This is a genomic window from Pseudomonas oplopanacis (assembly GCF_057128725.1).
In genome coordinates this window covers 865,355-887,269 of the sequence record NZ_JBSKHV010000001.1, presented here as the reverse complement: position 1 = coordinate 887,269, position 21,915 = coordinate 865,355, and the positions used below count along the sequence as shown (strand labels likewise).

General features: G+C 59.7%; 18 protein-coding genes. 9 read left to right on the top strand and 9 right to left on the bottom strand.

All coding sequences use genetic code 11. The features are described from left to right. Nucleotides 1-19: 19 nt before the first annotated feature. From ACWKV5_RS04195 to ACWKV5_RS04165, 7 genes are all read left to right on the top strand, one after another. Nucleotides 20-1,009, top strand: coding sequence for an alpha/beta fold hydrolase (locus tag ACWKV5_RS04195; protein WP_483840280.1), 990 nt, complete (start codon nt 20-22; stop codon nt 1,007-1,009). A gap of 121 nt (nt 1,010-1,130) precedes the next feature. Then, a complete protein-coding gene (rraA, locus tag ACWKV5_RS04190) occupies nt 1,131-1,622 on the top strand; it encodes a ribonuclease E activity regulator RraA (protein WP_027922555.1) in 492 nt (163 codons plus the stop codon). A gap of 24 nt (nt 1,623-1,646) precedes the next feature. Next, nucleotides 1,647-2,642, top strand: a complete 996-nt coding sequence (locus ACWKV5_RS04185; RefSeq protein WP_483840279.1) for a zinc transporter ZntB — start codon at nt 1,647-1,649, stop codon at nt 2,640-2,642. Between the two features lie 63 nt (nt 2,643-2,705). Continuing rightward, nucleotides 2,706-2,954: a hypothetical protein gene (locus ACWKV5_RS04180; protein ID WP_027922557.1), complete on the top strand. Its 249-nt coding sequence runs from the start codon at nt 2,706-2,708 to the stop codon at nt 2,952-2,954. Between the two features lie 2 nt (nt 2,955-2,956). Next, nucleotides 2,957-3,781: a mechanosensitive ion channel family protein gene (locus ACWKV5_RS04175; RefSeq protein WP_008048604.1), complete on the top strand. Its 825-nt coding sequence runs from the start codon at nt 2,957-2,959 to the stop codon at nt 3,779-3,781. A gap of 86 nt (nt 3,782-3,867) precedes the next feature. Further along, a complete protein-coding gene (gene sigX, locus ACWKV5_RS04170; RefSeq protein ID WP_008146300.1) occupies nt 3,868-4,458 on the top strand; it encodes an RNA polymerase sigma factor SigX in 591 nt (196 codons plus the stop codon). 107 nt (nt 4,459-4,565) lie between these two features. Continuing rightward, on the top strand, nt 4,566-5,609 hold the full coding sequence (locus ACWKV5_RS04165; RefSeq protein ID WP_483840278.1) for an OmpA family protein: 1,044 nt from the start codon (nt 4,566-4,568) through the stop codon (nt 5,607-5,609). Between the two features lie 76 nt (nt 5,610-5,685). On the opposite strand, the gene cobA is transcribed toward ACWKV5_RS04165, so the two are convergent. From cobA to ACWKV5_RS04125, 8 genes are all read right to left on the bottom strand, one after another. Further along, complete coding sequence (gene cobA, locus ACWKV5_RS04160; protein ID WP_483840277.1) at nt 5,686-6,462, bottom strand: uroporphyrinogen-III C-methyltransferase; 777 nt, start codon at nt 6,460-6,462, stop codon at nt 5,686-5,688. Nucleotides 6,463-6,472: 10 nt separating this feature from the next. After that, entirely contained in the window at nt 6,473-9,190 is a 2,718-nt protein-coding gene (locus tag ACWKV5_RS04155; RefSeq protein WP_483840276.1) for a nitrate reductase, read from the bottom strand. Further along, a complete protein-coding gene (nirD, locus tag ACWKV5_RS04150; RefSeq protein WP_483840275.1) occupies nt 9,190-9,507 on the bottom strand; it encodes a nitrite reductase small subunit NirD in 318 nt (105 codons plus the stop codon). The genes ACWKV5_RS04155 and nirD overlap by 1 nt, the downstream gene beginning before the upstream one ends. After that, complete coding sequence (nirB, locus tag ACWKV5_RS04145) at nt 9,504-11,957, bottom strand: nitrite reductase large subunit NirB (protein ID WP_483840274.1); 2,454 nt, start codon at nt 11,955-11,957, stop codon at nt 9,504-9,506. Before nirB ends, nirD begins: the two co-directional genes overlap by 4 nt. A 321-nt stretch (nt 11,958-12,278) precedes the next feature. After that, nucleotides 12,279-13,952, bottom strand: coding sequence for a bifunctional protein-serine/threonine kinase/phosphatase (locus ACWKV5_RS04140; protein WP_483840273.1), 1,674 nt, complete (start codon nt 13,950-13,952; stop codon nt 12,279-12,281). 7 nt (nt 13,953-13,959) lie between these two features. Next, nucleotides 13,960-15,171, bottom strand: coding sequence for a nitrate/nitrite transporter (locus ACWKV5_RS04135; protein ID WP_483840272.1), 1,212 nt, complete (start codon nt 15,169-15,171; stop codon nt 13,960-13,962). A gap of 329 nt (nt 15,172-15,500) precedes the next feature. Continuing rightward, complete coding sequence (locus ACWKV5_RS04130) at nt 15,501-16,076, bottom strand: ANTAR domain-containing response regulator (RefSeq protein WP_310260607.1); 576 nt, start codon at nt 16,074-16,076, stop codon at nt 15,501-15,503. Between the two features lie 15 nt (nt 16,077-16,091). Next, nucleotides 16,092-17,303, bottom strand: coding sequence for a CmpA/NrtA family ABC transporter substrate-binding protein (locus ACWKV5_RS04125; protein ID WP_483840271.1), 1,212 nt, complete (start codon nt 17,301-17,303; stop codon nt 16,092-16,094). A 229-nt stretch (nt 17,304-17,532) separates the two neighbouring features. Here ACWKV5_RS04125 and ACWKV5_RS04120 point away from each other — a divergent pair, with 229 nt between their 5' ends. Next, on the top strand, nt 17,533-18,552 hold the full coding sequence (locus ACWKV5_RS04120) for a quinone-dependent dihydroorotate dehydrogenase (protein WP_483840270.1): 1,020 nt from the start codon (nt 17,533-17,535) through the stop codon (nt 18,550-18,552). Between the two features lie 217 nt (nt 18,553-18,769). On the opposite strand, the gene rmf is transcribed toward ACWKV5_RS04120, so the two are convergent. Beyond that, nucleotides 18,770-18,985: a ribosome modulation factor gene (rmf, locus tag ACWKV5_RS04115; RefSeq protein WP_003223300.1), complete on the bottom strand. Its 216-nt coding sequence runs from the start codon at nt 18,983-18,985 to the stop codon at nt 18,770-18,772. Between the two features lie 531 nt (nt 18,986-19,516). On the opposite strand from rmf, the gene rlmKL reads away from it, so the two are divergent. Further along, a complete protein-coding gene (gene rlmKL, locus ACWKV5_RS04110; RefSeq protein ID WP_483840269.1) occupies nt 19,517-21,787 on the top strand; it encodes a bifunctional 23S rRNA (guanine(2069)-N(7))-methyltransferase RlmK/23S rRNA (guanine(2445)-N(2))-methyltransferase RlmL in 2,271 nt (756 codons plus the stop codon). The last annotated feature ends 128 nt before the right edge of the window (nt 21,788-21,915 follow it).

Genomic DNA, 21,915 nt, shown 5'->3' with positions numbered 1-21,915 from the left:
TTTTTTGTGCAAGAGCATTATGCAAAGCAGCAGCAACCTATTTCCTGTCGCCCTGATCAGCGCCGAACGGCGTGGTGATTTGAGCGAAGATGTTTACCGTTTGAAGCCGGCAAACAGTCCCGACATCAGCGTCGAGCTGGCCGTTACCCGGCTGGGCATGGCCGATGAGCCGGCGGTACGTGGCGTGCCGGTGATCCTGTTGCACGGCAGCTTCTCCAATCGGCGCTTCTGGTTTTCCCCGAAAGGGTTGGGGTTGGGTGCTTATCTGACGCGTCTGGGATTCGATGTATGGATTCCCGAAATGCGCGGTCACGGCCTGTCCCAGCGTAACCAGAACTACCGCAAGAACCGTGTCGCCGACTACGCGCGTTACGATCTGCCGGCCATTGGCGCGTTCGTGCGTGAGCAAAGTGGCCAGGTCCCGCACTGGATCGGTCATTCGCTGGGCGGGATTACGCTGGCGGCGGCATTGGGTGGTGAGTACATCGGTGAGCCTGTGGTGGCGTCGGCGGCGTTTTTTGGCACGCAAGTCAGCCGTACCTATTGGCCGTTGAAGATTCCCCCGGTGGAGTGGAGCGGGCGCTTTATTCTCAAGCGCTTTGCGCAACTGTCGGGATCACGACTCAAGCGCGGCCCGGAGGACGAGCCGATTGGCCTGGCCCTGGAAAGCATGCGCTGGTACGGACTGTTCGGGCGTTTTGGCGATGCCGACAAAGACTGGTGGGCCGGATTGGCCAACGTTGCGATGCCAGTGCTGGCCGTGAGCGCAGTCGGCGATCATCAAGACCCGGCGTGGGCCTGTCGCAAACTGTTCGAGCAGATCGGTTCCGAGCACAAGCAATTCATCAACCTGGGACCTGAGCAGGGCTTTGGCGATAATTTTGGTCACGTTGAAATGCTGGTCAGCAAAGCCGCTCAAGCCGAGGTCTGGCCGCTGGTGGCGCGGTGGTTGGTTGATCAACAGACGCCCTTGATGGGCGACAAGCCGGATCTGGCGACGGCAGTTTGAGCCTGATGCTCTAACAAGGGCATTTCGCTCTGATCGGCTTGCGGCTAAGATATGACGCATTGAGCAGTTTTGGTCACGTTTCGACACCCTCGATTGTCTTCCTCTTTACAGGAGTTTCTCGATGAATCATTACCTCACGCCTGACCTGTGCGACGCCTATCCGGAGCTGGTGCAGGTGCTGGAACCGATGTTCAGCAATTTCGGTGGCCGTGATTCCTTCGGCGGCGAAATCGTGACCATCAAGTGCTTCGAAGACAACTCGCTGGTCAAGGAACAAGCCGAGCTCAAGGGCAATGGCAAGGTGTTGGTGGTCGACGGTGGCGGTTCCCTGCGTCGTGCGCTGCTGGGCGACATGATCGCCGAGAAAGCCGCGAAGAACGGTTGGGAAGGGCTGGTGATCTACGGTTGCATCCGTGACGTCGACGTCATTGCACAAACCGACCTGGGTGTTCAGGCCCTGGCCAGCCACCCGATGAAAACCGACAAGCGCGGCATCGGCGATCTCAACGTAGCGGTGACCTTTGCCGGCGTGACGTTCCATCCCGGCCATTACATTTATGCGGACAACAACGGCGTGATCATCTCGCCAAGCCCGCTGAAAATGCCTGAATAAACGGAAACCAACAAAGGGATGCGGATGTTCGAGGAAGAAAACGCGCAGTGGGGCCTGGTGCATGCCCTGGTGCTGGACGGTAAAGGCAGTGCGCGTTCGATAGCCCGGACTGAACTCGATGACTTGCAGCTTCAGGCTCATGAGAGCCTGTGGCTGCATTGGGATCGCAGTCATCCGCAAACCCAGACCTGGCTGCGTAAAACCAGCGGTCTGAGTGAATTCAGCTGTGACCTCCTGCTCGAAGAAAATACCCGACCGCGTCTTCTACAGCTTTCGGACAGCGAACTGCTGCTATTTTTGCGTGGGGTCAATTTGAATCCCGGCGCAGAGCCGGAAGATATGGTCTCGGTACGGATTTTTGCCTCGGCCAAGCGTGTTATTTCCCTGCGTTTGCGTCCATTGCGCGCCACCGATGAATTGTTGGTGCAACTCGCCGAAGGTAAAGGACCAAAAACAGCGTCCGAACTCGTCCTGTATATGGCGCAGTACCTCACCAATAAAGTGCAGGACCTGGTCAGTTGCCTCTCGGAAGTGGTCGATGAGGAAGAAGAAAAACTGGATGCCGACGAACGGTATACGCCCGAACACGGCGCCATATTGCAGATCCGTCGCAGGGCGGCAGCTCTGAAACGTTTCCTTGCACCTCAGCGGGATATTTTCGGGCAACTGACGCGTATAAAGCTGCCGTGGTTTGTCGAAGACGATGGCGATTACTGGAACGAATTGAACAACAGCCTGACCCGCTACCTTGAGGAGCTGGAATTGACCCGGGAGCGGGTGGGGCTGGTCCTCGAGGCTGAAGACAGACGTTTGAGCGTGCGAATGAACCGCACGATGTACCGCTTCGGGATCATCACCGGGATCTTTTTGCCGATGAGTTTCCTGACCGGTCTTTTGGGGATCAACGTCGGTGGTATTCCATTCTCGGCGAGCCCGTATGGCTTCCTGATTGCGTGCCTGATGATGATCTCGGTGGCGCTCGGGCAGTGGTGGTTATTTCGACGTTTGCGTTGGGTGTGAGCATGCGTCATGTGACCCGGGCAAATTTGATCGCGTCTTTCACAGACATCACGAGAGGTGCGTATGCACGATCCGTTTGAACAGTCTTTGCGCGACATGCTCAATGCATCACCGTCCACCCGGGACGACGATGCGTGCCTTGGGCGTGTACTGAAAACCGCCAACCGCCAGGTCGGCGCCGGCGATCTGTTCAGCCTGCTGGGCCGCTGGTTGCCCGCGCTGATGATCGCCCTCAACAACGGCTCGGCCCACGTCGCTCCGGTCTCCCGCCACCGTAAACCTACCGTTCGCACTGCTGATAAGGCTGATTGAATATGGAACTTGATCTCTGGACTCAGAGCCTCGTCACTGCAATGACTGCGTTATGGACAAAGGTTGCGAACTTCATTCCGAACCTGTTCGGCGCACTGGTCGTGCTGCTGTTGGGTTTCGTCGTTGCGAAACTTTTGGACACTTTGTTGTCCAAGCTGCTCGCCAAGCTGGGTCTCGATCGCCTGATGGGCGGCACCGGTCTGACTAAATTACTGTCCCGGGCCGGTCTTCAAGTACCGATCTCGACCTTGATCGGCAAGATTGTCTATTGGTTCGTCCTGCTGATTTTTCTGGTTTCTGCAGCAGAATCCCTTGGACTTGAGCGAGTTTCAGCTACGCTGGATATGCTGGCTCTGTATTTGCCCAAGGTATTCGGCGCGGCGCTGGTGTTGCTGGTGGGTGTTTTGCTGGCGCAATTGGCCAATGGGCTGGTGCGCGGCGCGGCAGAAGGCGTAGGGCTGGACTATGCTTCGGGGTTGGGACGAATCGCTCAGGGTCTGGTGATTATCATCAGTATCTCGGTAGCGATCAGCCAGTTGGAGGTCAAGACTGACCTGCTCAACCATGTGATCGTCATTGTGTTGATCACCGTTGGTCTGGCGGTAGCATTGGCCATGGGTTTGGGAAGCCGGGAAATTGCCGGTCAGATTCTTGCGGGAATCTATGTGCGTGAGCTATATCAGGTTGGGCAACAAGTGCGTGTTGGCGAGGTCGAAGGCCAGATCGAAGAGATCGGCACGGTTAAAACCACATTGCTGACCGATGAGGGTGAGCTAGTCTCTCTCTCCAATCGGATTCTCCTGGAGCAGCATGTGAGTAGCCGCTAACCCGGCAAACCCTGCTAATGTATGCCGCCGCAAATTGCCCGAAAGGGCAGCGGCGGACATTGACCTGACTGTCGGCCCGACTTGTTTTGAATAAAGCTCAATCGCTCTCCACGCGCTACGACCCCCGCGAGCTCTCTGATGAGGAGTTGGTCGCGCGCTCGCATACCGAGCTGTTTCACGTAACGCGCGCCTATGAAGAACTGATGCGGCGTTACCAGCGAACATTATTTAACGTCTGTGCCCGATACCTTGGGAACGATCGCGACGCAGACGATGTCTGTCAGGAAGTGATGTTGAAGGTGCTGTACGGCTTGAAGAACTTCGAGGGGAAATCGAAGTTCAAGACATGGCTATATAGCATCACGTACAACGAATGCATCACACAGTATCGGAAGGAACGGCGAAAGCGTCGCTTGATGGACGCTTTGAGTCTGGACCCCCTCGAGGAAGCGTCTGAAGAGAAGGCGCCGAAACCCGAGGATAAGGGTGGACTTGATCGCTGGCTGGTGTATGTAAACCCGATTGACCGGGAAATTCTGGTGCTACGATTTGTCGCAGAGCTGGAATTTCAAGAGATCGCGGATATCATGCATATGGGTTTGAGTGCGACAAAAATGCGGTACAAACGTGCTCTTGATAAATTGCGTGAGAAATTTGCAGGCATTGCTGAAACTTAGTTCAGCGCAAATATCTCTTACGTGTAGGCTAGTTCTGATAGACTAGCCGCCGAGTTGTCCCCCGGTTTGAGGGACTGCTTTACAATCACCAGATGGGGATTTAACGGATGAAACTGAAAAACACCTTGGGCTTGGCCATTGGTACTCTTATTGCCGCTACTTCGTTCGGCGTTCTGGCACAAGGCCAAGGCGCAGTTGAAGGCGAGCTCAACTACGGGAAAAAGTACAACGACAGCGTTAACAACGTTGAAGACGGCTACACTCCTGGCGCCTCCATCGGTTACTTCTTGACCGACGACGTATCGTTGAACTTCACCTACAACAACGATGACTACACCCGTTCGGACAACAACACCGGCAAGCAGAAAATCGAAGGCGATCAGTTCGGTCTGAACGCTCAGTACCACTTCAACAACGCTGGCGACGCTCTGCGTCCTTACGTTCAAGGTGGTGTTAAGCACGGCAGCCTGACCAACGTGCGCGCTGACGGCCACAGCGGTCGTGATCAGTCGACTTTCCTGACTGCTGGCGCTGGCCTGAAGTACTACTTCCTGGAAAACGTCTACGCTCGTGCTGGCGTAGAAGCTGACTACAAACTGGACAACGGCCGTTGGGACTACATCCCATCCGTTGGTCTGGGCGTGAACTTCGGTGGCGGCAACAAGCCAGTCGCTGCTGCTCCAGCTCCAGAAGTCTGCTCCGACAGCGACAACGATGGCGTTTGCGACAACGTTGACAAGTGCCCAGACACCCCAGCCAACGTAACTGTTGACGCTGATGGCTGCCCGGCAGTTGCTGAAGTTGTTCGTGTTGAGCTGGACGTGAAATTCGACTTCGACAAGTCGGTAGTCAAGCCAAACAGCTACGGCGACATCAAGAACCTGGCTGATTTCATGAAGCAGTACCCATCCACCACCACTACTGTTGAAGGTCACACTGACTCCGTCGGTCCTGACGCTTACAACCAGAAACTGTCTGAGCGTCGTGCAAACGCCGTTAAACAAGTTCTGACCAACCAGTACGGTGTTGAATCGTCCCGCGTTCAGTCGATCGGCTACGGCGAAACTCGCCCAGTTGCTGACAACAAAACTGAAGCTGGCCGCGCTGTAAACCGTCGCGTAGAAGCGCAGGTTGAAGCTCAAGGTAAGTAATTACCCGCCGCTTTAAGTAAAAGCCCGGCTTAGGCCGGGCTTTTCTTTGTCTGCGATTTGGTGAGGCAGGGATGCGTCAGGCGCGTTGGCATCCGACGACGTTGATGTCGTTGATCAGGGCCTCTTCGCGAGCAGGCTCGCTCCCACAGTTGCCAGCGACTGCACCAATCACCAGGATGGCCGGGCTTTTCAACTCGAAGGCCAAGGCATCTTCTTCCATCGCCATCAGGCTGCTCCGACATTCCCGTTGATGCGGCAACGATGCGTTTTCAATCATCGCCACCGGCGTATCCGCCGCCATTGCGCCCGCCAGCAGTTGCTCACGGATCTCGCTGAGCTTCGCCACGCCCATGTAGATCACCAGCGTCGTGCCACCTTGAGCCAGTGCTTGCCAGTTCAGGCTGCTGCCATCCTGAGTGTGGGCGGTCACCAGCGTCACGCCTCGGGCCACACCGCGCAGGGTTAACGGAATATCGCATTGAGTCGCGCCTGCCAGGCCGGCGGTGATGCCATTGACCAGTTCGGCCTCGACCCCGCGCGCTCGCAACCACTGCGCTTCTTCACCGCCACGCCCGAAGATGCACGGGTCACCCCCCTTGAGCCGCACCACGCATTTGCCCTGACGGGCATAACGCAGCATCAAACGATGAATGAACGCCTGTGGCGTAGAGCGGCAGCCACCGCGTTTACCCACCGGAATAATCCGTGCTCCGGGGCAGTGCTCAAGCACCGCGTCGTTGACCAGATCGTCGATCAGCACCACATCTGCTTCTCTCAACGCGCGAACAGCTTTGAGCGTGAGCAATTCAGGGTCACCGGGGCCCGCGCCCACCAGCCAGACTTTTGCACTCATTGTGTTTTCCTCACGAGATGACGGCGACCGGCTGCGCGGTGGCGGCCAGCAAACGCTTGATTTCCGGAACGCAGGAGCCGCATTGCGTGCCGCAACCCAACTCCTGTTTCAAGCCCTGCAAGTCCAGGCCACGGCGGATGCCGGCACAGACCGCGTTTTGGCTGACGTTTTTGCAGTTGCACAGGGTTTTGTTGCCGATAGCTTCGGCGTCGACCTGGCCAGGTGGGGCACTCAGTGGCGCTAGCAGCCAGCGCCGCAGCTGTTCATCGGCGCGACCTTCGAGCCAGAGGTTTTGCAGGCAGTGCCGGGCAAGGGTTTCACCCGCCAGGCGGATCGCGGTGATCCGGCCGTTCTCGATCCGCACGCGTTTGCCGATGGAGCGTCGTGGATCGTCGTAGGCCAGCACCGGGCCGTCGTTGAGCCCCAGGCCTTGATCGATATCGCGCAGCAGTTGTGGACCGGGTGCTGTGGCGTTGGCAGCGCGTATCAGCAGCGCAGGGCGCTCACGACCTGTCAGGCTGAGGCTGACGTAGGAAAACGCCTCGCAAAGGGGTCGTAGCGTCTCAAAATGCTGTTGGACATCACCCTCTACCAGCGCGAAAAGGTGCCAGGGCAATTGCACCGGTTCGAGGCGCACGCCGCTGTGTTTAAGCTCAGGTTGTTTTGACAGAGGGTCGAAGGCTGGCAGGGTGAGGCTGTTCACGCCCCCCTTGAGAAAACGGTCACCAAAATGCATCGGCAAAAAGGCTTGGCCGGGGCGCACGCTGTCGTCACTGGCGACCGGCACGATCACTGCGCCGCGGCGACTTTTCAGGCTGATCAAATCCCCGGATTGCAGGCGATGCCGGCGCAACTCATCCGGGTGCAGACTCAACACGGCTTCGCTGACATGACCGAACAGCTGCGCGGCAGTGCCAGTGCGGCTCATGCCGTGCCATTGATCACGCAGGCGACCGGTGATCAGCGTCAGCGGGAAACGTGCATCGCGCTGTTCCTTGGCGGCGCGATACGGATCAGCCACGAACTGCGCGCGGCCGCTGACAGTCGGGAAATTACCGTCGAGATAGAGACGCGCCGTGCCTGCGCTGGCGCCCGCAGGAAAGGGCCATTGCTGCGGGCCAATCTGGTCGATCAATGCGTGGCTGATCCCGGACAAATCCAGATCCCGACCACGGGTCAGTTGTTTGTATTCGTCGAACACCTGCGCCGGGGTTTCAAAGGCAAACAGGCTGGTTGCGTCGGGGCGCAGACGTTTCTCCAGACGCTGTGCGAAATCCACGGTGATCGCCCAGTCTGGACGCGCTTCACCCGGTGCGACGATTGCCTGGCGGACGTGGGAAATACGCCGCTCGGAGTTGGTGACCGTACCGTCCTTCTCGCCCCAACTGGCGGCGGGCAACAACAGGTCGGCAAACCTCGCGGTTTCAGTGGTGCGAAAGGCCTCCTGCAATACCACGAACGGACACGCTTCCAGCGCCGCGCGCACGGCAGTCTGATCGGGAAGCGATTGAGCGGGGTTGGTGCACGCGATCCACAAGGCTTTGATCTTTCCGCTGCCCACCTGCTCAAACAACTCGATGGCGGTCAGCCCGGGGTTTTCTGGCAGTTGATCGACACCCCAATAAGCCGCCACGTCAGCGCGGTGCTCGGCATTGGCGGCATCGCGATGGCCGGGTAACAGGTTCGACAGACTGCCGGTTTCCCGGCCGCCCATGGCATTCGGCTGACCGGTCAAGGAGAAAGGTCCTGCACCGGGACGGCCGATTTGCCCGGTGGCCAGGTGTAAATTGATCAGTGCGCTGTTCTTTGCGCTGCCGGCGGTGGACTGGTTCAGCCCCATGCACCACAACGACAGGAAGCTCGGTGAATTCCCGACCCATTCGGCGCATTGCTGCAATTGCTCAATGCTGATTCCGCACAGCTGCGACACCATCTGCGGGGTGTAATCGCGCACCAGGTTTTTCAGCTCGGGCAAGCCTTCGGTGTGGGCCTTGATGTAGTCGCGATCGATCCAGTCTTCCCACAGCAGCAGGTGCAAAATCCCATGGAACAAGGCGACATCGGTCCCCGGAAGAATCGCCAGGTGCAGGTCAGCCAAATCGCAGGTGTCGGTACGACGTGGGTCGATGACGATGACTTTCATGTGTGGTCGGCGGGATTTGGCCTCTTCGAGGCGGCGAAACAGTACCGGATGGGCGTAGGCCATGTTGCTGCCGACGATCATCACGCAGTCGCTCAACTCCAGGTCTTCATAGCTGCACGGTGGCGCATCGGCGCCCAGGCTGCGCTTGTAACCGACCACCGCCGACGACATGCACAGCCGCGAATTACTGTCGATGTTATTGGTGCCCACCAGCGCCCGCGCCAGTTTGTTGAAGGCGTAGTAGTCCTCAGTCAGCAACTGCCCTGAAATGTAGAACGCGACGCTGTCCGGGCCATGGTCGGCAATGGTTTGGGCGAAGACGCTGGCGGCGTGATCAAGGGCGGTGTCCCAGTCGGTGCGGCTGCGCGCCAGGCCTTTGCCCAGGCGCAGTTGCGGGTACAGCGCCCGTGCCGTCAAGTCGCCGGTCAGATGCAGGGTTGATCCCTTGCTGCACAATTTGCCGAAATTTGCCGGGTGCGCCGGATCGCCGCTGACGCCGAGGATGCGCTCGCCGTCATGTTCGATCAGCACGCCGCAGCCGACCCCGCAATAGCAGCAGGTGGACGCGGTGATCTGGCGGTCCATTAGCCTGCGTCCCGCAGGGCCAGCATCACTCGGCCATTTTCGACCCGCGCCGGGTGGTGATGGGCGCAGCCGACGTCCGGGGCTTGGGCTTCGCCGCTTTCCAGGTCGATTTGCCAGTTGTGCAGCGGGCACGCCACGCGCTTGCCGTAGATCAAGCCTTGAGACAGCGGCCCGCCCTTGTGCGGGCAACGGTCGTCGAGGGCGAACACTTCATCGTCGCTGGTACGAAAAATCGCGATGTCACCTTTGGGGCCGGCAATGATCCGCGAGCCCAGGGCGTTGATCTCTTCCAGTGCGCAGATATCCAGCCAGTTCATGCCAGCACCTCCAGGTTCTTCACGGGAATGACGTCGAATTCTTTCTTCAGCAATGGCTGGGTCAGGCGTTCCTTCCACGGGTCCTGTTCGAACGACAGCGAGAATTGCAGCCGGTCGTTGAGCGCCTTGCGCCGTTCCGGGTCTTCCAGCACGGCTTTCTTGATGTGGTCCATGCCGACCCGTTGCAGGTAATGCACGGTGCGTTCGAGGTAGAAGGCTTCTTCGCGATAAAGCTGCAAGAACGCGCCGTTGTATTCGCGCACCTCTTCAGCGGTTTTCAGTTTGACGAAGAACTCGGCGACTTCGGTTTTGATCCCGCCGTTGCCGCCGATGTACATCTCCCAGCCGGAATCGACACCGATAATGCCTACGTCCTTGATGCCTGCTTCCGAACAGTTGCGCGGGCAACCGGAGACAGCCAGTTTGACTTTGTGCGGTGACCACATGTTGAACAGGTCATGCTCCAGCTCGATGCCCAACTGCGTGGAGTTCTGCGTGCCGAAACGGCAGAACTCACTGCCGACGCAGGTCTTCACGGTGCGGATGGATTTGCCGTAGGCATGGCCGGACGGCATGTCGAGGTCTTTCCAGACACCCGGCAGGTCCTGCTTCTTGATCCCCAACAAGTCGATGCGCTGACCGCCGGTGACCTTGACCATCGGCACGTTGTACTTGTCGGCGACGTCGGCAATGCGGCGCAATTCCGAAGGGTTGGTCACGCCACCCCACATCCGCGGGACCACCGAGTAGGTACCGTCTTTCTGGATGTTGGCGTGGGCGCGTTCGTTGATCAGGCGCGATTGCGGGTCATCCTTGGCTTCGCCCGGCCAGGTGGAAATCAGGTAGTAGTTGAGCGCCGGGCGGCAGGTGGCGCAGCCGTTCGGGGTGCGCCAGTTCAGGTAGCTCTGGGTGCCGGCGATGGTGAGCAGGTGTTGTTCGCGAATGGCCTGGCGGATTTGCCCGTGGTTGAGGTCGCTGCAACCGCAGATGGCTTTTTCGCTTTTGGGCTTCACGTCTGCCGCGCCGCCCACGGTGTTGATCAGGATCTGCTCGACGAGGCCGGCGCACGAACCGCAAGAGCTGGCAGCCTTGGTGTGTTTTTTCACCTCGTCGACACTGAACAGCCCGTGTTCCTGAATCGCCTTGACGATGGTGCCTTTGCACACGCCGTTGCAGCCGCAGACTTCAGCGGTGTCGGCCATGCTCATGGCTTTGTCCTGGCCCTGATGTCCTACGTCGCCCAAGGCGTTTTCACCAAACATGAGGTGATCGCGGATCTCGCCAATGGCGTGATTCTCACGAATCTGCCGGAAATACCAACCGCCATCTGCCGTATCGCCGTACAGACAGGCGCCGACCAGCACGTCATCCTTGATCACCAGTTTTTTGTAGACCCCGCCGATCGGGTCGGAGAGGGTGATGGTTTCCGTGCCTTCGCCGCCCATGAAGTCGCCGGCAGAGAACAGGTCAATCCCGGTGACTTTCAGTTTGGTCGACGTCACCGAGCCTTGATAACGGGCGAAGCCCAATTGGGCGAGATGATTGGCGCAGACCTTGGCTTGTTCGAACAGCGGCGCGACCAGGCCGTAGACGATGCCGCGATGGCTGGCGCATTCGCCGATGGCGTAGACCCGTGGATCGTAGGTTTGCATCGTGTCGTTGACCAGAATCCCGCGATTGCAGGGAATACCGGATTTTTCCGCGAGTTCGGTGTTGGGGCGAATACCGGCGGCCATCACCACCAAGTCGGCGGGAATGATGTCGCCATTCTTGAATTCCACCGAGCCGACGCGACCATTGCCGGCATCGTGCAGGGCCTGGGTTTGTTCGCACAGGCGAAAGTGCAGGCCGCGCGCTTCAAGGGCGGTCTGCAGCAACTGGCCGCTGGTCTTGTCGAGTTGCCGTTCCAGCAGCCATTCGCCGATATGCACCACGGTCACGTGCATGCCGCGCAGCATCAAGCCGTTCGCGGCTTCCAGGCCGAGCAAACCACCGCCGATGACCACGGCGTGCTTATGGGTTTTGGCGGTGTTGATCATGGCCTGGGTGTCGGCGATGTCGCGGTAGCCGATCACGCCCTGCAAGGTGTTGCCCGGAATCGGCAGAATGAACGGGGTCGAGCCGGTGGCGATCAGCAGGCGATCGTATTCGGCCTCGGTGCCGTCTTCGGCAATGACCCGGCGTTTGACCCGGTCGATCTGCACCACTTTGCGGTTGAGCAGCAGCTTGATGTGGTTGTCCAGGTACCAGTCGAGGTCGTTGAGCACGATCTCTTCGAACGTTTGCTCACCGGCCAGAACGGGCGACAACAGGATGCGGTTGTAGTTGGTATGGGGTTCGGCACCGAAGACCGTGATGTCGTACAGCTCGTTGCTCAGTTTGAGCAGTTCTTCCAGGGTGCGAACCCCGGCCATGCCGTTGCCGATCATCACCAGTTTTAATTTTTTCATCAGGTTCTCCGGGGAGCGGTGACCCGCCTCATCAGGGCTTCAGGTCTGGCTCGACAAATTTTGCGCAAACAAAAAAAGGCGTCCCGCTAGTTGCCTAGCGAGGACGCCTTTGTCCTGGTCCCGTTCTCTCGGGAAGCGCAGCCTTCATCGTTGAAGGCTGGGCTTTATGTGTGGTGGAAAGGGTAATGCAGTGGTTGTGCCAAGTATTCAGAACTGCGGATTTGTTGGGTTTCAGGCAGGCGTGACAGGAGCGGAGCGAATGTTTGTGCACCGATTAGAGGCGGGTTGCCCGGTCCTGGAGCATATGAAACCTGTGGCGAGTCAAGATGAGTGGAGCAACAGAAATAGCAGCACCAGATTCAGCAGCAACGACACCACTGCCAATGTCCGCCAAACCTTCAACGGCTCCCGCTCCATCAACGGTCTGGGTCGCACGCTCAAGCTGCGCCGCTCGCCCTGTTCCAGCACCAGCAACCATTCTTCCGCCGTTTCAAACCGCTGACCCGGATCCGCCACAACGGCACGTTCCAGACATTGCGTTATCCATTCCGGCAAATCCGGTCGATAGCGACTGGCGCTGACCGGTACACCAAACCGTGGTCGCTGGAACGCTTCGATTTCTCCGTAGGGGTAATGCCCGGTCAGCAGGAAATACAACGTCACGCCCACCGCATACAAATCCTGTTGCGGCGTCGGGATGTCCCCGCGAAAGGCTTCCGGTGCGAGGTAACTGGGCGTTCCAGGCAGGGCGGAGGCTTGATCCTCGGACAGGCCGGGGCAATACGCGAGGCCGAAATCCAGCAGGCGTAATTCGCCGTCGTCACCCAGCAGCAGGTTTTCCGGCTTGATGTCGCGATGCAGAATCTGCCGTCGATGTAATAAGCCAACCGCGCGAAGCAAGCGCTCGGCCAGGTCTTGCCATTGTGCCAACGGCAAAGGTCCGACACTGGCGTGCAGGTTTGCCAGCGTCGTTCCGGAATATTCACGCATCACGTAGTACAAATGCTGACGCTGACTGGTGGCATGGACTTCAGGGAAATGCCGTCCGGCCACGCGCTTGAGAAACCATTCCTCCGACAGCAATGCTTGCCCGGCCAAGTGATCGTCGTGCAGCGCAGCGGGCAAGGTTTTCAACAGCCAGGGTTGCTGTTGCCCGTCGCGAACCCGATAGAGCAGCGATTGCTGGCTCTGGCCGAGTATCCCTTCAACGTGCCAGCCTTCGAAGGATTGACCGGGTTTCAGCGCCGGTGGCAATGGCCATTGCTGTAAATGAATCAGCGCATCACCGATGCTCGTTTCACCCAAGGCATCGACCCGCACCAGCAGGGCGCTGGCATTGTCCTGGCTGCCGGCCAGATGGGCGGCCTGCACCAGAGTGTTTGCCGCACTGTCCAGATCGGGTTGATCTCGCAGAATCGCGGCAATCGCAGTGTCACCGAGCACGGCCCAGATGCCGTCGCTGAGCAGCACGAAACTCTCGTTCAGGCGCAATTCGCCATCGAGAAAATCCAGCACCAGATGCTGATCCAGTCCCAGTGCCCGTTTCAGCACATGCTGCATGCCCGGCTGGTCCCAGACATGATCCTCGCTGACGCGCTGCAACTGATCCGCATGCCAGCGATACACCCGGCAGTCGCCGACATGGGCCAGGGTAAAACGCCTGCCGCGCATGACCAATGCACTGACCGTGGTCAGCAGCGGTTGCCCGCCACCATTGGCCTGCAACCAGCGATTTTGCGCCAGCAGCAGGCGGTCCAATGCTTGCGCGACGCCCCAGGTTTCCGGGGTGGCGTAATAGTCCAGCGCCAGCGCCTGCAAGGTCGAACGGGCGGCGAGACCGCCGTCGGCGCATTGGCTGACGCCGTCGGCAATGGCGAACAAGTAGCCTTTGCTGGCCGCCAGCGCCGGGGCGGGCGTCACGAGGCGCAGGGCGTCCTGGTTTTCCTCCCGCGGGCCAATGGCGCTGGCTTCGGCAAAGCTCAGTTGCAGGCTCATTGAGGCCTCAGACCCGCGCCGCCGTCACAGCGGCCGAACCCCAGGTGGTTCTCCAGCGACGTTTGACCCCGTGCAGACCGAACCACGCGAGGACGCCGAGGCTGGCGAACAACCACAGGGCCAGTTGATAGCTGCCGGTGCTCTGCTTGATCGCGCCCATGCCGGCCGCCAGTGCAAAACCACCGATACCGCCGGCCATGCCGATCAAACCAGTCATCACGCCGATCTCGCGACGAAACCGCTGCGGCACCAACTGGAACACCGCGCCGTTGCCTGCGCCCAAACCGAGCATGGTGCAGACGAAAAGCGCCAGCGCCGCGTAGGAACTCGGCAGATTGAAACCTACCGCCGCAATGCAGATCGCCGCGACTGTGTACATCGCCAGCAACGTGCGTATCCCGCCGAAACGGTCTGCCAGCGCACCGCCCAATGGGCGCATCAGGCTGCCACCGAACACACAGGCCGCCGTGTAGTAACCGGCCGTCACCGGACTCAGTCCGTACTGGTCGTTGAAGTAGCCGGGCAGGGCGCTGGCCAGGCCGATGAAACCGCCGAAGGTCACGCTGTAGAAAAACATGAACCACCAGCTGTCACGATCACCGAGGGCCTTGAAGTAGTCGGCCATCGACTTGGCTTTTGGCCGCTCCGGCGCATTTTTCGCCAGCCAGGCGAAAACGATAATTGTCAGGATCAGCGGAATGAGGGCGAAGCCGAACACGTTGCTCCAGCCGAACGCGGCGGCCAATACTGGAGCAATCAGTGCGGCAAGCACGGTGCCCGAGTTACCGGCACCGGCAATGCCCATGGCTTTGCCTTGATGCTGTGGCGGATACCACTGCGAGGCCAGCGGCAGGGCGACGGCGAAGGACGCACCGGCCATGCCGAGGAAGAGGCCCAGCACCAGCGCTTGCTCGTAGCTGTGAATCCCCAGTTTCCAGGCGCCGAACAGCGCGCAGATGACGATCACCTGGCCGATCAGCCCGGCGGTTTTTGGCGACAGACGATCCGCCAGCATGCCCATGATAAAGCGCAGCACGGCCCCGGCCAGGATCGGCGTGGCCACCACCAGCCCGCGTTGTTGGGTGGTCAGGTGCAGGTCGGCGGCGATCTGCACGGCCAACGGCCCGAGCAGGTACCAGACCATGAAACTCAGGTCGAAATAGAGGAAGGCCGCAAACAGTGTTGGCGTATGGCCGGATTTCCAGAAGCTTGAATTCATCGCGCACCTCAGCTGTGAAGAGTCTCGAGAAGGAGTCATGAGCTAGCAGGTGGGGCGCCTGTGGGCCGCACCACCGGCCCCGGGCTGTGGGGCCAAAACGAAAAAACGCCGCTACCGGATTCGCCAAGGGCAAATGAGGTGAGCGACGTCTTTGTCGTAGGTGGGGCAACCGCCGTTGGTTACCTGTGGTGATTACTAAGCTAGATTTGTGCCAACAGTTCGGGACCGAGTCGCGGCCCTTCGCGAGCAGGCTCGCTCCCACAGTGGATCGCGGTCTAATGTGGGAGCGAGCCTGCTCGCGAAGGAGCCTTCAAAGGCACCACAAAACCTCAGCCAAGCAACTCACTCATGGCAATGATCTGCTCCGCCACCTGGATCAATTTCTGCTGCCGGCTCATGGCCTGCCGGCGCATCAGGGTGTAGGCCTCTTCCTCGTTGCAGCTTTTCATCTTCATCAACAACCCCTTGGCCAGCTCGATGCGCTTGCGCTCGGCCAGTTGCTGGTCGCGGGCATGCAGCTGGGCGCGCAGGGCCTGGTCACTTTCAAACCGCGCCATGGCCACGTCGAGAATCGGCTGCAGGCGCTGTGCGTGAATGCCTTCGACGATGTAGGCACTGACCCCGGACTTGATCGCCTGACGCATGACGCCGGGGTCGTGTTCATCGGTAAACATCACAATCGGTCGTGGCTGGTCGCGGGTCACCAGCACCACTTGCTCCAGCACATCGCGGCTCGGTGACTCGGTATCGATCAGGATCACGTCCGGGCGCACCGTTTCGACGCGTTCGGGCAGGTCGATGGTCAGGCCCGATTCGTCGATCACCTCGAACCCGGCTTCGGTCAGGGCGGCTTTCAGTCGACCGACTTTCTTCGCGGTGTCGTTGATCAGCAGGATACGCAACATGTTCGCAATCTCCTGTCAGCGCTGGGCGAATCGGTGAGAGCTGTCGCTCAGGGCGTGCAACTTGAAGCTGCGGGCATAGCCGGCCGGGTCGGAACCGTCCCAGATTTTTCCGTCGATCAACTGGCTGCTGCGCATGTCCTGCCTCCGGATATCGACACCGACGACACTGGCGGCCTCGCGGTACAGATCCAGTTGCTGGACCTGACGGGCCACGCCGAGGTAATCCGGATCGTCGCGCAACAAACCCCAGCGCCGGAACTGGGTCATGAACCACATGCCGTCGGACAGGTACGGCACGTTGACCTCACCACCCGCATGGAAACGCAACGCATGCGGGTCCTGCCAGCGATGTCCCAAACCGTCGGCGTAATCGCCCAGCAGGCGCGGTTCGATGCAGTCGAGGGGGGCGTCGAGGTAGTCGGGCGCGCTCAGCAGTTGTGCGGTGCTGCGGCGGTTTTCCGTGCTTTGCTCGATAAACCGGCTGGCTTCCAGGATCGCCATTACCAAGGCCCGCGCGGTGTTGGGGTACCGCTCGACAAACGCACGGGTGCAGCCGAGGACTTTTTCCGGGTGATCGGGCCAGATGGTCTGGGTCGTCGCCAGGGTAAAGCCGAGATTCTGTTGCACTGCGCTGGCGGACCACGGCTCACCCACGCAAAAGCCATCGATACGCCCGGCTTGCAGGTGCGCGACCATTTGCGGGGGCGGTACCACGACGCTGTCAACATCCTGCAACGGATGAATGCCCTGGCTCGCCAGCCAGTAATACAGCCACATGGCGTGGGTGCCGGTGGGAAAGGTCTGGGCGAAGGTGAGTTTCGGGCGAGTTTGGTGCACGTGGCGGTCGAGTGCTTCAGGACTGGTCACGCCGAGCGCCTGCAAACCGTGGGAGAGATTGATGCTCTGGCCATTCTGGTTCAGGCCCATCAGCACGGCCATGTCGGTAGAAGCCACGCCGCCGATGCCCAGATGGACGGCATAAATCAGGCCGTACAGGCTGTGGGCGGCGTCGAGTTCGCCGCTGACCAGTTTGTCCCGCAGGTTGGCCCAGGACGACTGGCGCTTGAGGTTCAGGGTCAAGCCATAGGGCTGGGCGAACCCCTGTGTGGCGGCGACCACCACCGAGGCGCAATCGCTCAGGGCCATGAAGCCGAGGTTGATGTCGGTCTTTTCCGGGGCATCGCTGCCATTGATCCACGCCAGAGGGTTCGCTGGAACTTCAATCATCGTTAAGCACCTTGCATAAAAAAACGCCGTACCGGGCGCCTTGCCAGGGCAAGGGCCAGTGACGACGCCGTTGTCTTTCGACCCATTCCGCCGTTGGCATGAGTGCTGATACCGGTGGTGGTGCAAGGCATATGCCATCGCTCGCTGATTTTGTCGCGCGCCTCGCCTGCGGCCCCGATGCGCGGCTATAATTGCCGCCACTTTTCGTAGCCCAGAGTCAAACCCGCCCATGTACACCCTGGCCCGTCAGCTGTTGTTCAAACTTTCCCCGGAAACCTCCCACGATCTGTCCCTGGACCTGATCGGCGCGGGCGGACGTTTGGGCCTCAACGGCTTGCTGTGCAAGGCCCCGGCGAAAATGCCGGTGTCGGTCATGGGCCTGGACTTCCCGAACCCGGTGGGTCTGGCGGCCGGTCTGGACAAGAACGGCGCGGCCATCGACGGTTTTGCCCAGTTGGGTTTTGGTTTTGTCGAAATCGGCACCATTACCCCGCGTCCGCAACCGGGTAACCCGAAACCACGGATTTTCCGCCTGCCGGAAGCCGAGGCGATCATCAACCGCATGGGGTTCAACAACCTTGGCGTCGATCACCTGCTGGCTCGTGTAGCCGCCGCCAAGTACAAGGGCGTGCTGGGCATCAACATCGGCAAGAACTTCGACACCCCGGTCGAGCGTGCGGTCGACGATTACCTGATCTGCCTGGACAAGGTTTACGCTCACGCCAGCTACGTGACGGTCAACGTCAGCTCGCCGAACACCCCGGGCCTGCGCAGCCTGCAGTTCGGCGATTCGCTCAAGCAGTTGCTCGCTGACCTGGCCACGCGCCGCGCCGAGTTGGCGTTGCGTCACGGTAAACACGTCCCGCTGGCGATCAAGATCGCGCCGGACATGACCGACGAAGAAACCGCTCAGGTCGCACAAGCGCTGATCGAAACCGGGATGGACGCGGTGATCGCCACCAACACTACCCTGAGCCGCGTCGGCGTCGAAGGCATGGAACACGGTGACGAGGCGGGCGGTCTGTCCGGCGCACCGGTTCGTGACAAGAGCACCCACACTGTGAAGGTGCTGGCCTCGGAGCTGGCCGGTCGCTTGCCGATCATCGCCGTGGGCGGGATCACCGAAGGCAAACACGCCGCGGAGAAAATCGCTGCGGGTGCGAGCCTGGTGCAGATCTACTCCGGCTTTATCTACAAAGGCCCGGCGCTGATTCGTGAGTCCGTCGACGCCATCGCCGCATTACGCTAAACCCCTGTAGGAGCCCGGCTTGCCGGCGATTGCGTCCTTGAGATCGCTATCGCCGGCAAGCCGGGCTCCTACAAGGGATTGGGTTTCGGCGAAGGGCAGGCATAAAAAAGGGCTCCTCGAAGGAGCCCCTGGGCCGGAGCCCGCCGTCCGGATGGGACGTGCGTGGTTAATTCATTCAGTCATCAGATTGTCGTGTCGGAGTGTTAGGCCCTGTAAATTAGCCGACGGCGTGAAGTTCGTTGAGTCTGTGGATTCCCGCAGTGCCGGTCATACCGTCCCAGTTGTCGCCGCGTCCCTCGCGCCAGCCGTTAATCCAGGCTTGGCGTACTGACGGTAGAGTAAATGGGCAAAGCTCACGGGATTTGCCACCAACGCCATATTGATATCCGCGCAAAAATGCTCTTTCCAACGGATCACGCTTAAGTCTTCTCATAGGGTGTTGCCCTCACTTGTTGACTGTATTTATCGCGTAGACCTCAATCGAGGTCTGGCAGAAAAAAACTTCTGCCGTTGGGGCCCGCTGCCGGCGTCGCGAGCCAAGGTGTTGACGTCGTTGCGGCGTCAACCTGTGTTGAGTTCTAACCAATGCGTCACATCGAGGGAATGATCGTTTTGTCATAAGGACGTAACCATAAAGATGCTATGGCCATAAGTAACACGATGTTTGCCCGTGTTTATTGGTCAAAGCCCTGTATGATCAGCCCCCCGCAGGATGACGGGGTTAATCCTTTAGTGAGAATGACTTCTGTTGCGCAGAGGCATTATTCGACGAAGGGTCGACTTATGACATTTTGTTGCATCAACTTTTTTATCTGCCTGTGCATCTAAGCTCTTCTAACCTGAGCAGCACAGGTGGGACGGCACACCTTCGTGCCACGCGGGCGCTCTTTTAGAAAAGCGCCTGATTGAAAACCGGACCGGCAATGCGTTGCCGGTTCACTTAGCTAAAGGCTTTGAAACTCCAATGTCCGATCAATTCGAAATCTTCCTCACTTGCCCCAAAGGCCTTGAAGGCCTGCTGATCGAGGAAGCCGTCGGGCTTGGCCTTGAAGAAGCACGTGAGCACACCTCTGCCGTGCGCGGCATGGCCACCATGGAAACCGCTTATCGCCTGTGCCTGTGGTCGCGTCTGGCGAACCGGGTGTTGCTGGTGCTCAAGCGTTTCCCGATGAAAGACGCCGAAGACCTGTACCACGGCGTGCTCGACATCGAGTGGCAAGACCACATGCTCAACGACGGCACCCTGGCCGTCGAGTTCAGCGGTCATGGCTCGGGTATCGATAACACCCACTTTGGCGCCTTGAAAGTCAAAGACGCCATCGTCGACAAACTGCGCACCCCGCAAGGCGACCGTCCGTCGATCGACAAGCTCAACCCGGACCTGCGCATTCACCTGCGCCTGGACCGTGGCGAAGCGATTCTTTCCCTCGACCTGTCCGGCCACAGCCTGCACCAGCGCGGTTATCGCTTGCAGCAAGGCGCGGCGCCGCTGAAGGAAAACCTCGCGGCCGCGATCCTGATCCGTTCCGGCTGGCCACGCATTGCGGCCGAAGGCGGCGCGCTGGCTGACCCGATGTGCGGTGTGGGTACGTTCCTCGTCGAAGCAGCGATGATCGCCGCCGACATGGCGCCGAACCTGCGTCGCGAGCAGTGGGGCTTCACCGCCTGGCTCGGTCACGTCCCGGCGCTGTGGAAAAAACTTCACGAAGAAGCCACCGAGCGCTGTGCGGCCGGCCTGGCCAAGCCACCGTTGTGGATTCGCGGTTACGAAGCCGACCCGCGCCTGATTCAACCGGGCCGCAACAACGTCGAACGTGCCGGCCTGAGCGAGTGGATCAAGATCTACCAGGGCGAAGTCGGTACGTTCGAGCCGCGTCCGGACCAGAACCAGAAAGGCCTGGTGATCTGCAACCCGCCGTACGGCGAGCGTCTGGGCGACGAGGCGAGCTTGCTCTACCTCTATCAGAACCTCGGCGAGCGCCTGCGTCAGGCTTGCTTGAACTGGGAAGCCGCGGTGTTCACCGGCGCCCCGGACCTCGGCAAGCGCATGGGCATTCGCAGCCACAAACAGTATTCGTTCTGGAACGGCGCGCTGCCGTGCAAGCTGCTGCTGATCAAGGTCACGCCCGACCAGTTCGTCACCGGCGAGCGTCGCACCCCGGAACAGCGTCAGGTCGAGCGCGAGCAGGCGGCCTATGATCAGGCGCCGAGCGAGCCGGAAGAACGCAAGTACAACAAAAACGGCAACCCGATCAAACCGACCCCGGCACCCGCACCGGTGATCGAGCAACCGCGCTTGAGCGAAGGCGGGCAGATGTTTGCCAACCGTCTGCAGAAAAACCTCAAGGCGCTGGGCAAGTGGGTCAAGCGTGAAGGCATCGACTGCTATCGCGTGTATGACGCCGACATGCCGGAATATTCCATGGCCATCGACCTCTATCAGGATTGGGTCCACGTCCAGGAATACGCTGCGCCGAAATCCATCGATCCGGAAAAAGCTTCTGCCCGCATGTTCGATGCCCTGGCCGCGATTCCGCAGGCCTTGAACATCGACAAGAGCCGCGTGGTGGTCAAGCGTCGCGAACGTCAGAGCGGCACCAAGCAGTACGAGCGTCAGGCCGCGCAGGGCAAGTTCGTCGAGGTCAACGAAGGTGGCGTGCAGTTGCTGGTCAACCTCACCGACTACCTCGACACCGGGCTGTTCCTCGACCACCGCCCGATGCGCATGCGCATTCAGAAAGAGGCGGCCGGCAAGCGCTTCCTCAACCTGTATTGCTACACCGCAACGGCCAGTGTTCACGCGGCCAAGGGCGGCGCACGCACCACCACCAGCGTCGACTTGTCGAAAACCTACCTCGACTGGGCGCGTCGTAACCTGTCGCTGAACGGTTTCTCTGACAAAAACCGTCTGGAGCAGGGCGACGTGATGGCCTGGCTCGAGGCTAGCCGTGACGAATACGACCTGATCTTCATCGACCCGCCGACGTTCTCCAACTCCAAGCGCATGGAAGGGATCTTCGACGTCCAGCGCGACCAGGTGCAGTTGATCGACCTGGCCATGGCGCGTCTGGCACCCGGTGGCGTGTTGTACTTCTCCAACAACTTCCGCAAGTTCACCCTTGAGGAAAACCTCACTGAGCGTTACGCCGTTGAAGAAATCACCGCCCAGACCATCGATCCGGATTTCGCCCGTAATGGCAAGATCCACCGTGCCTGGAAAATCACTGCGCGTTGACACTTGAGCTGATTGGATCCACAGAGCCTTGATTTTTAAAGGCTCTTGGACCATTTCAGTGCTGGCCAAATTAGTGGCTAATGGCTATAACTCACTCATGGCCAATGGGCTTTTCCGGCACCTGGCAT

Excerpts from the sequence above, each read along its gene's own strand:
- ACWKV5_RS04195 (WP_483840280.1), top strand. The coding sequence starts at position 20 with ATGCAAAGCAGCAGCAACCTATTTCCTGTCGCCCTGATCAGCGCCGAA.
- rraA (WP_027922555.1), top strand. The coding sequence starts at position 1,131 with ATGAATCATTACCTCACGCCTGACCTGTGCGACGCCTATCCGGAGCTG.
- ACWKV5_RS04185 (WP_483840279.1), top strand. The coding sequence starts at position 1,647 with ATGTTCGAGGAAGAAAACGCGCAGTGGGGCCTGGTGCATGCCCTGGTG.
- ACWKV5_RS04180 (WP_027922557.1), top strand. The coding sequence starts at position 2,706 with ATGCACGATCCGTTTGAACAGTCTTTGCGCGACATGCTCAATGCATCA.
- ACWKV5_RS04175 (WP_008048604.1), top strand. The coding sequence starts at position 2,957 with ATGGAACTTGATCTCTGGACTCAGAGCCTCGTCACTGCAATGACTGCG.
- ACWKV5_RS04165 (WP_483840278.1), top strand. The coding sequence starts at position 4,566 with ATGAAACTGAAAAACACCTTGGGCTTGGCCATTGGTACTCTTATTGCC.
- cobA (WP_483840277.1), bottom strand. The coding sequence starts at position 6,462 with ATGAGTGCAAAAGTCTGGCTGGTGGGCGCGGGCCCCGGTGACCCTGAA.
- ACWKV5_RS04155 (WP_483840276.1), bottom strand. The coding sequence starts at position 9,190 with ATGGACCGCCAGATCACCGCGTCCACCTGCTGCTATTGCGGGGTCGGC.
- nirD (WP_483840275.1), bottom strand. The coding sequence starts at position 9,507 with ATGAACTGGCTGGATATCTGCGCACTGGAAGAGATCAACGCCCTGGGC.
- nirB (WP_483840274.1), bottom strand. The coding sequence starts at position 11,957 with ATGAAAAAATTAAAACTGGTGATGATCGGCAACGGCATGGCCGGGGTT.
- ACWKV5_RS04140 (WP_483840273.1), bottom strand. The coding sequence starts at position 13,952 with ATGAGCCTGCAACTGAGCTTTGCCGAAGCCAGCGCCATTGGCCCGCGG.
- ACWKV5_RS04135 (WP_483840272.1), bottom strand. The coding sequence starts at position 15,171 with ATGAATTCAAGCTTCTGGAAATCCGGCCATACGCCAACACTGTTTGCG.
- ACWKV5_RS04130 (WP_310260607.1), bottom strand. The coding sequence starts at position 16,076 with ATGTTGCGTATCCTGCTGATCAACGACACCGCGAAGAAAGTCGGTCGA.
- ACWKV5_RS04125 (WP_483840271.1), bottom strand. The coding sequence starts at position 17,303 with ATGATTGAAGTTCCAGCGAACCCTCTGGCGTGGATCAATGGCAGCGAT.
- ACWKV5_RS04120 (WP_483840270.1), top strand. The coding sequence starts at position 17,533 with ATGTACACCCTGGCCCGTCAGCTGTTGTTCAAACTTTCCCCGGAAACC.
- rmf (WP_003223300.1), bottom strand. The coding sequence starts at position 18,985 with ATGAGAAGACTTAAGCGTGATCCGTTGGAAAGAGCATTTTTGCGCGGA.
- rlmKL (WP_483840269.1), top strand. The coding sequence starts at position 19,517 with ATGTCCGATCAATTCGAAATCTTCCTCACTTGCCCCAAAGGCCTTGAA.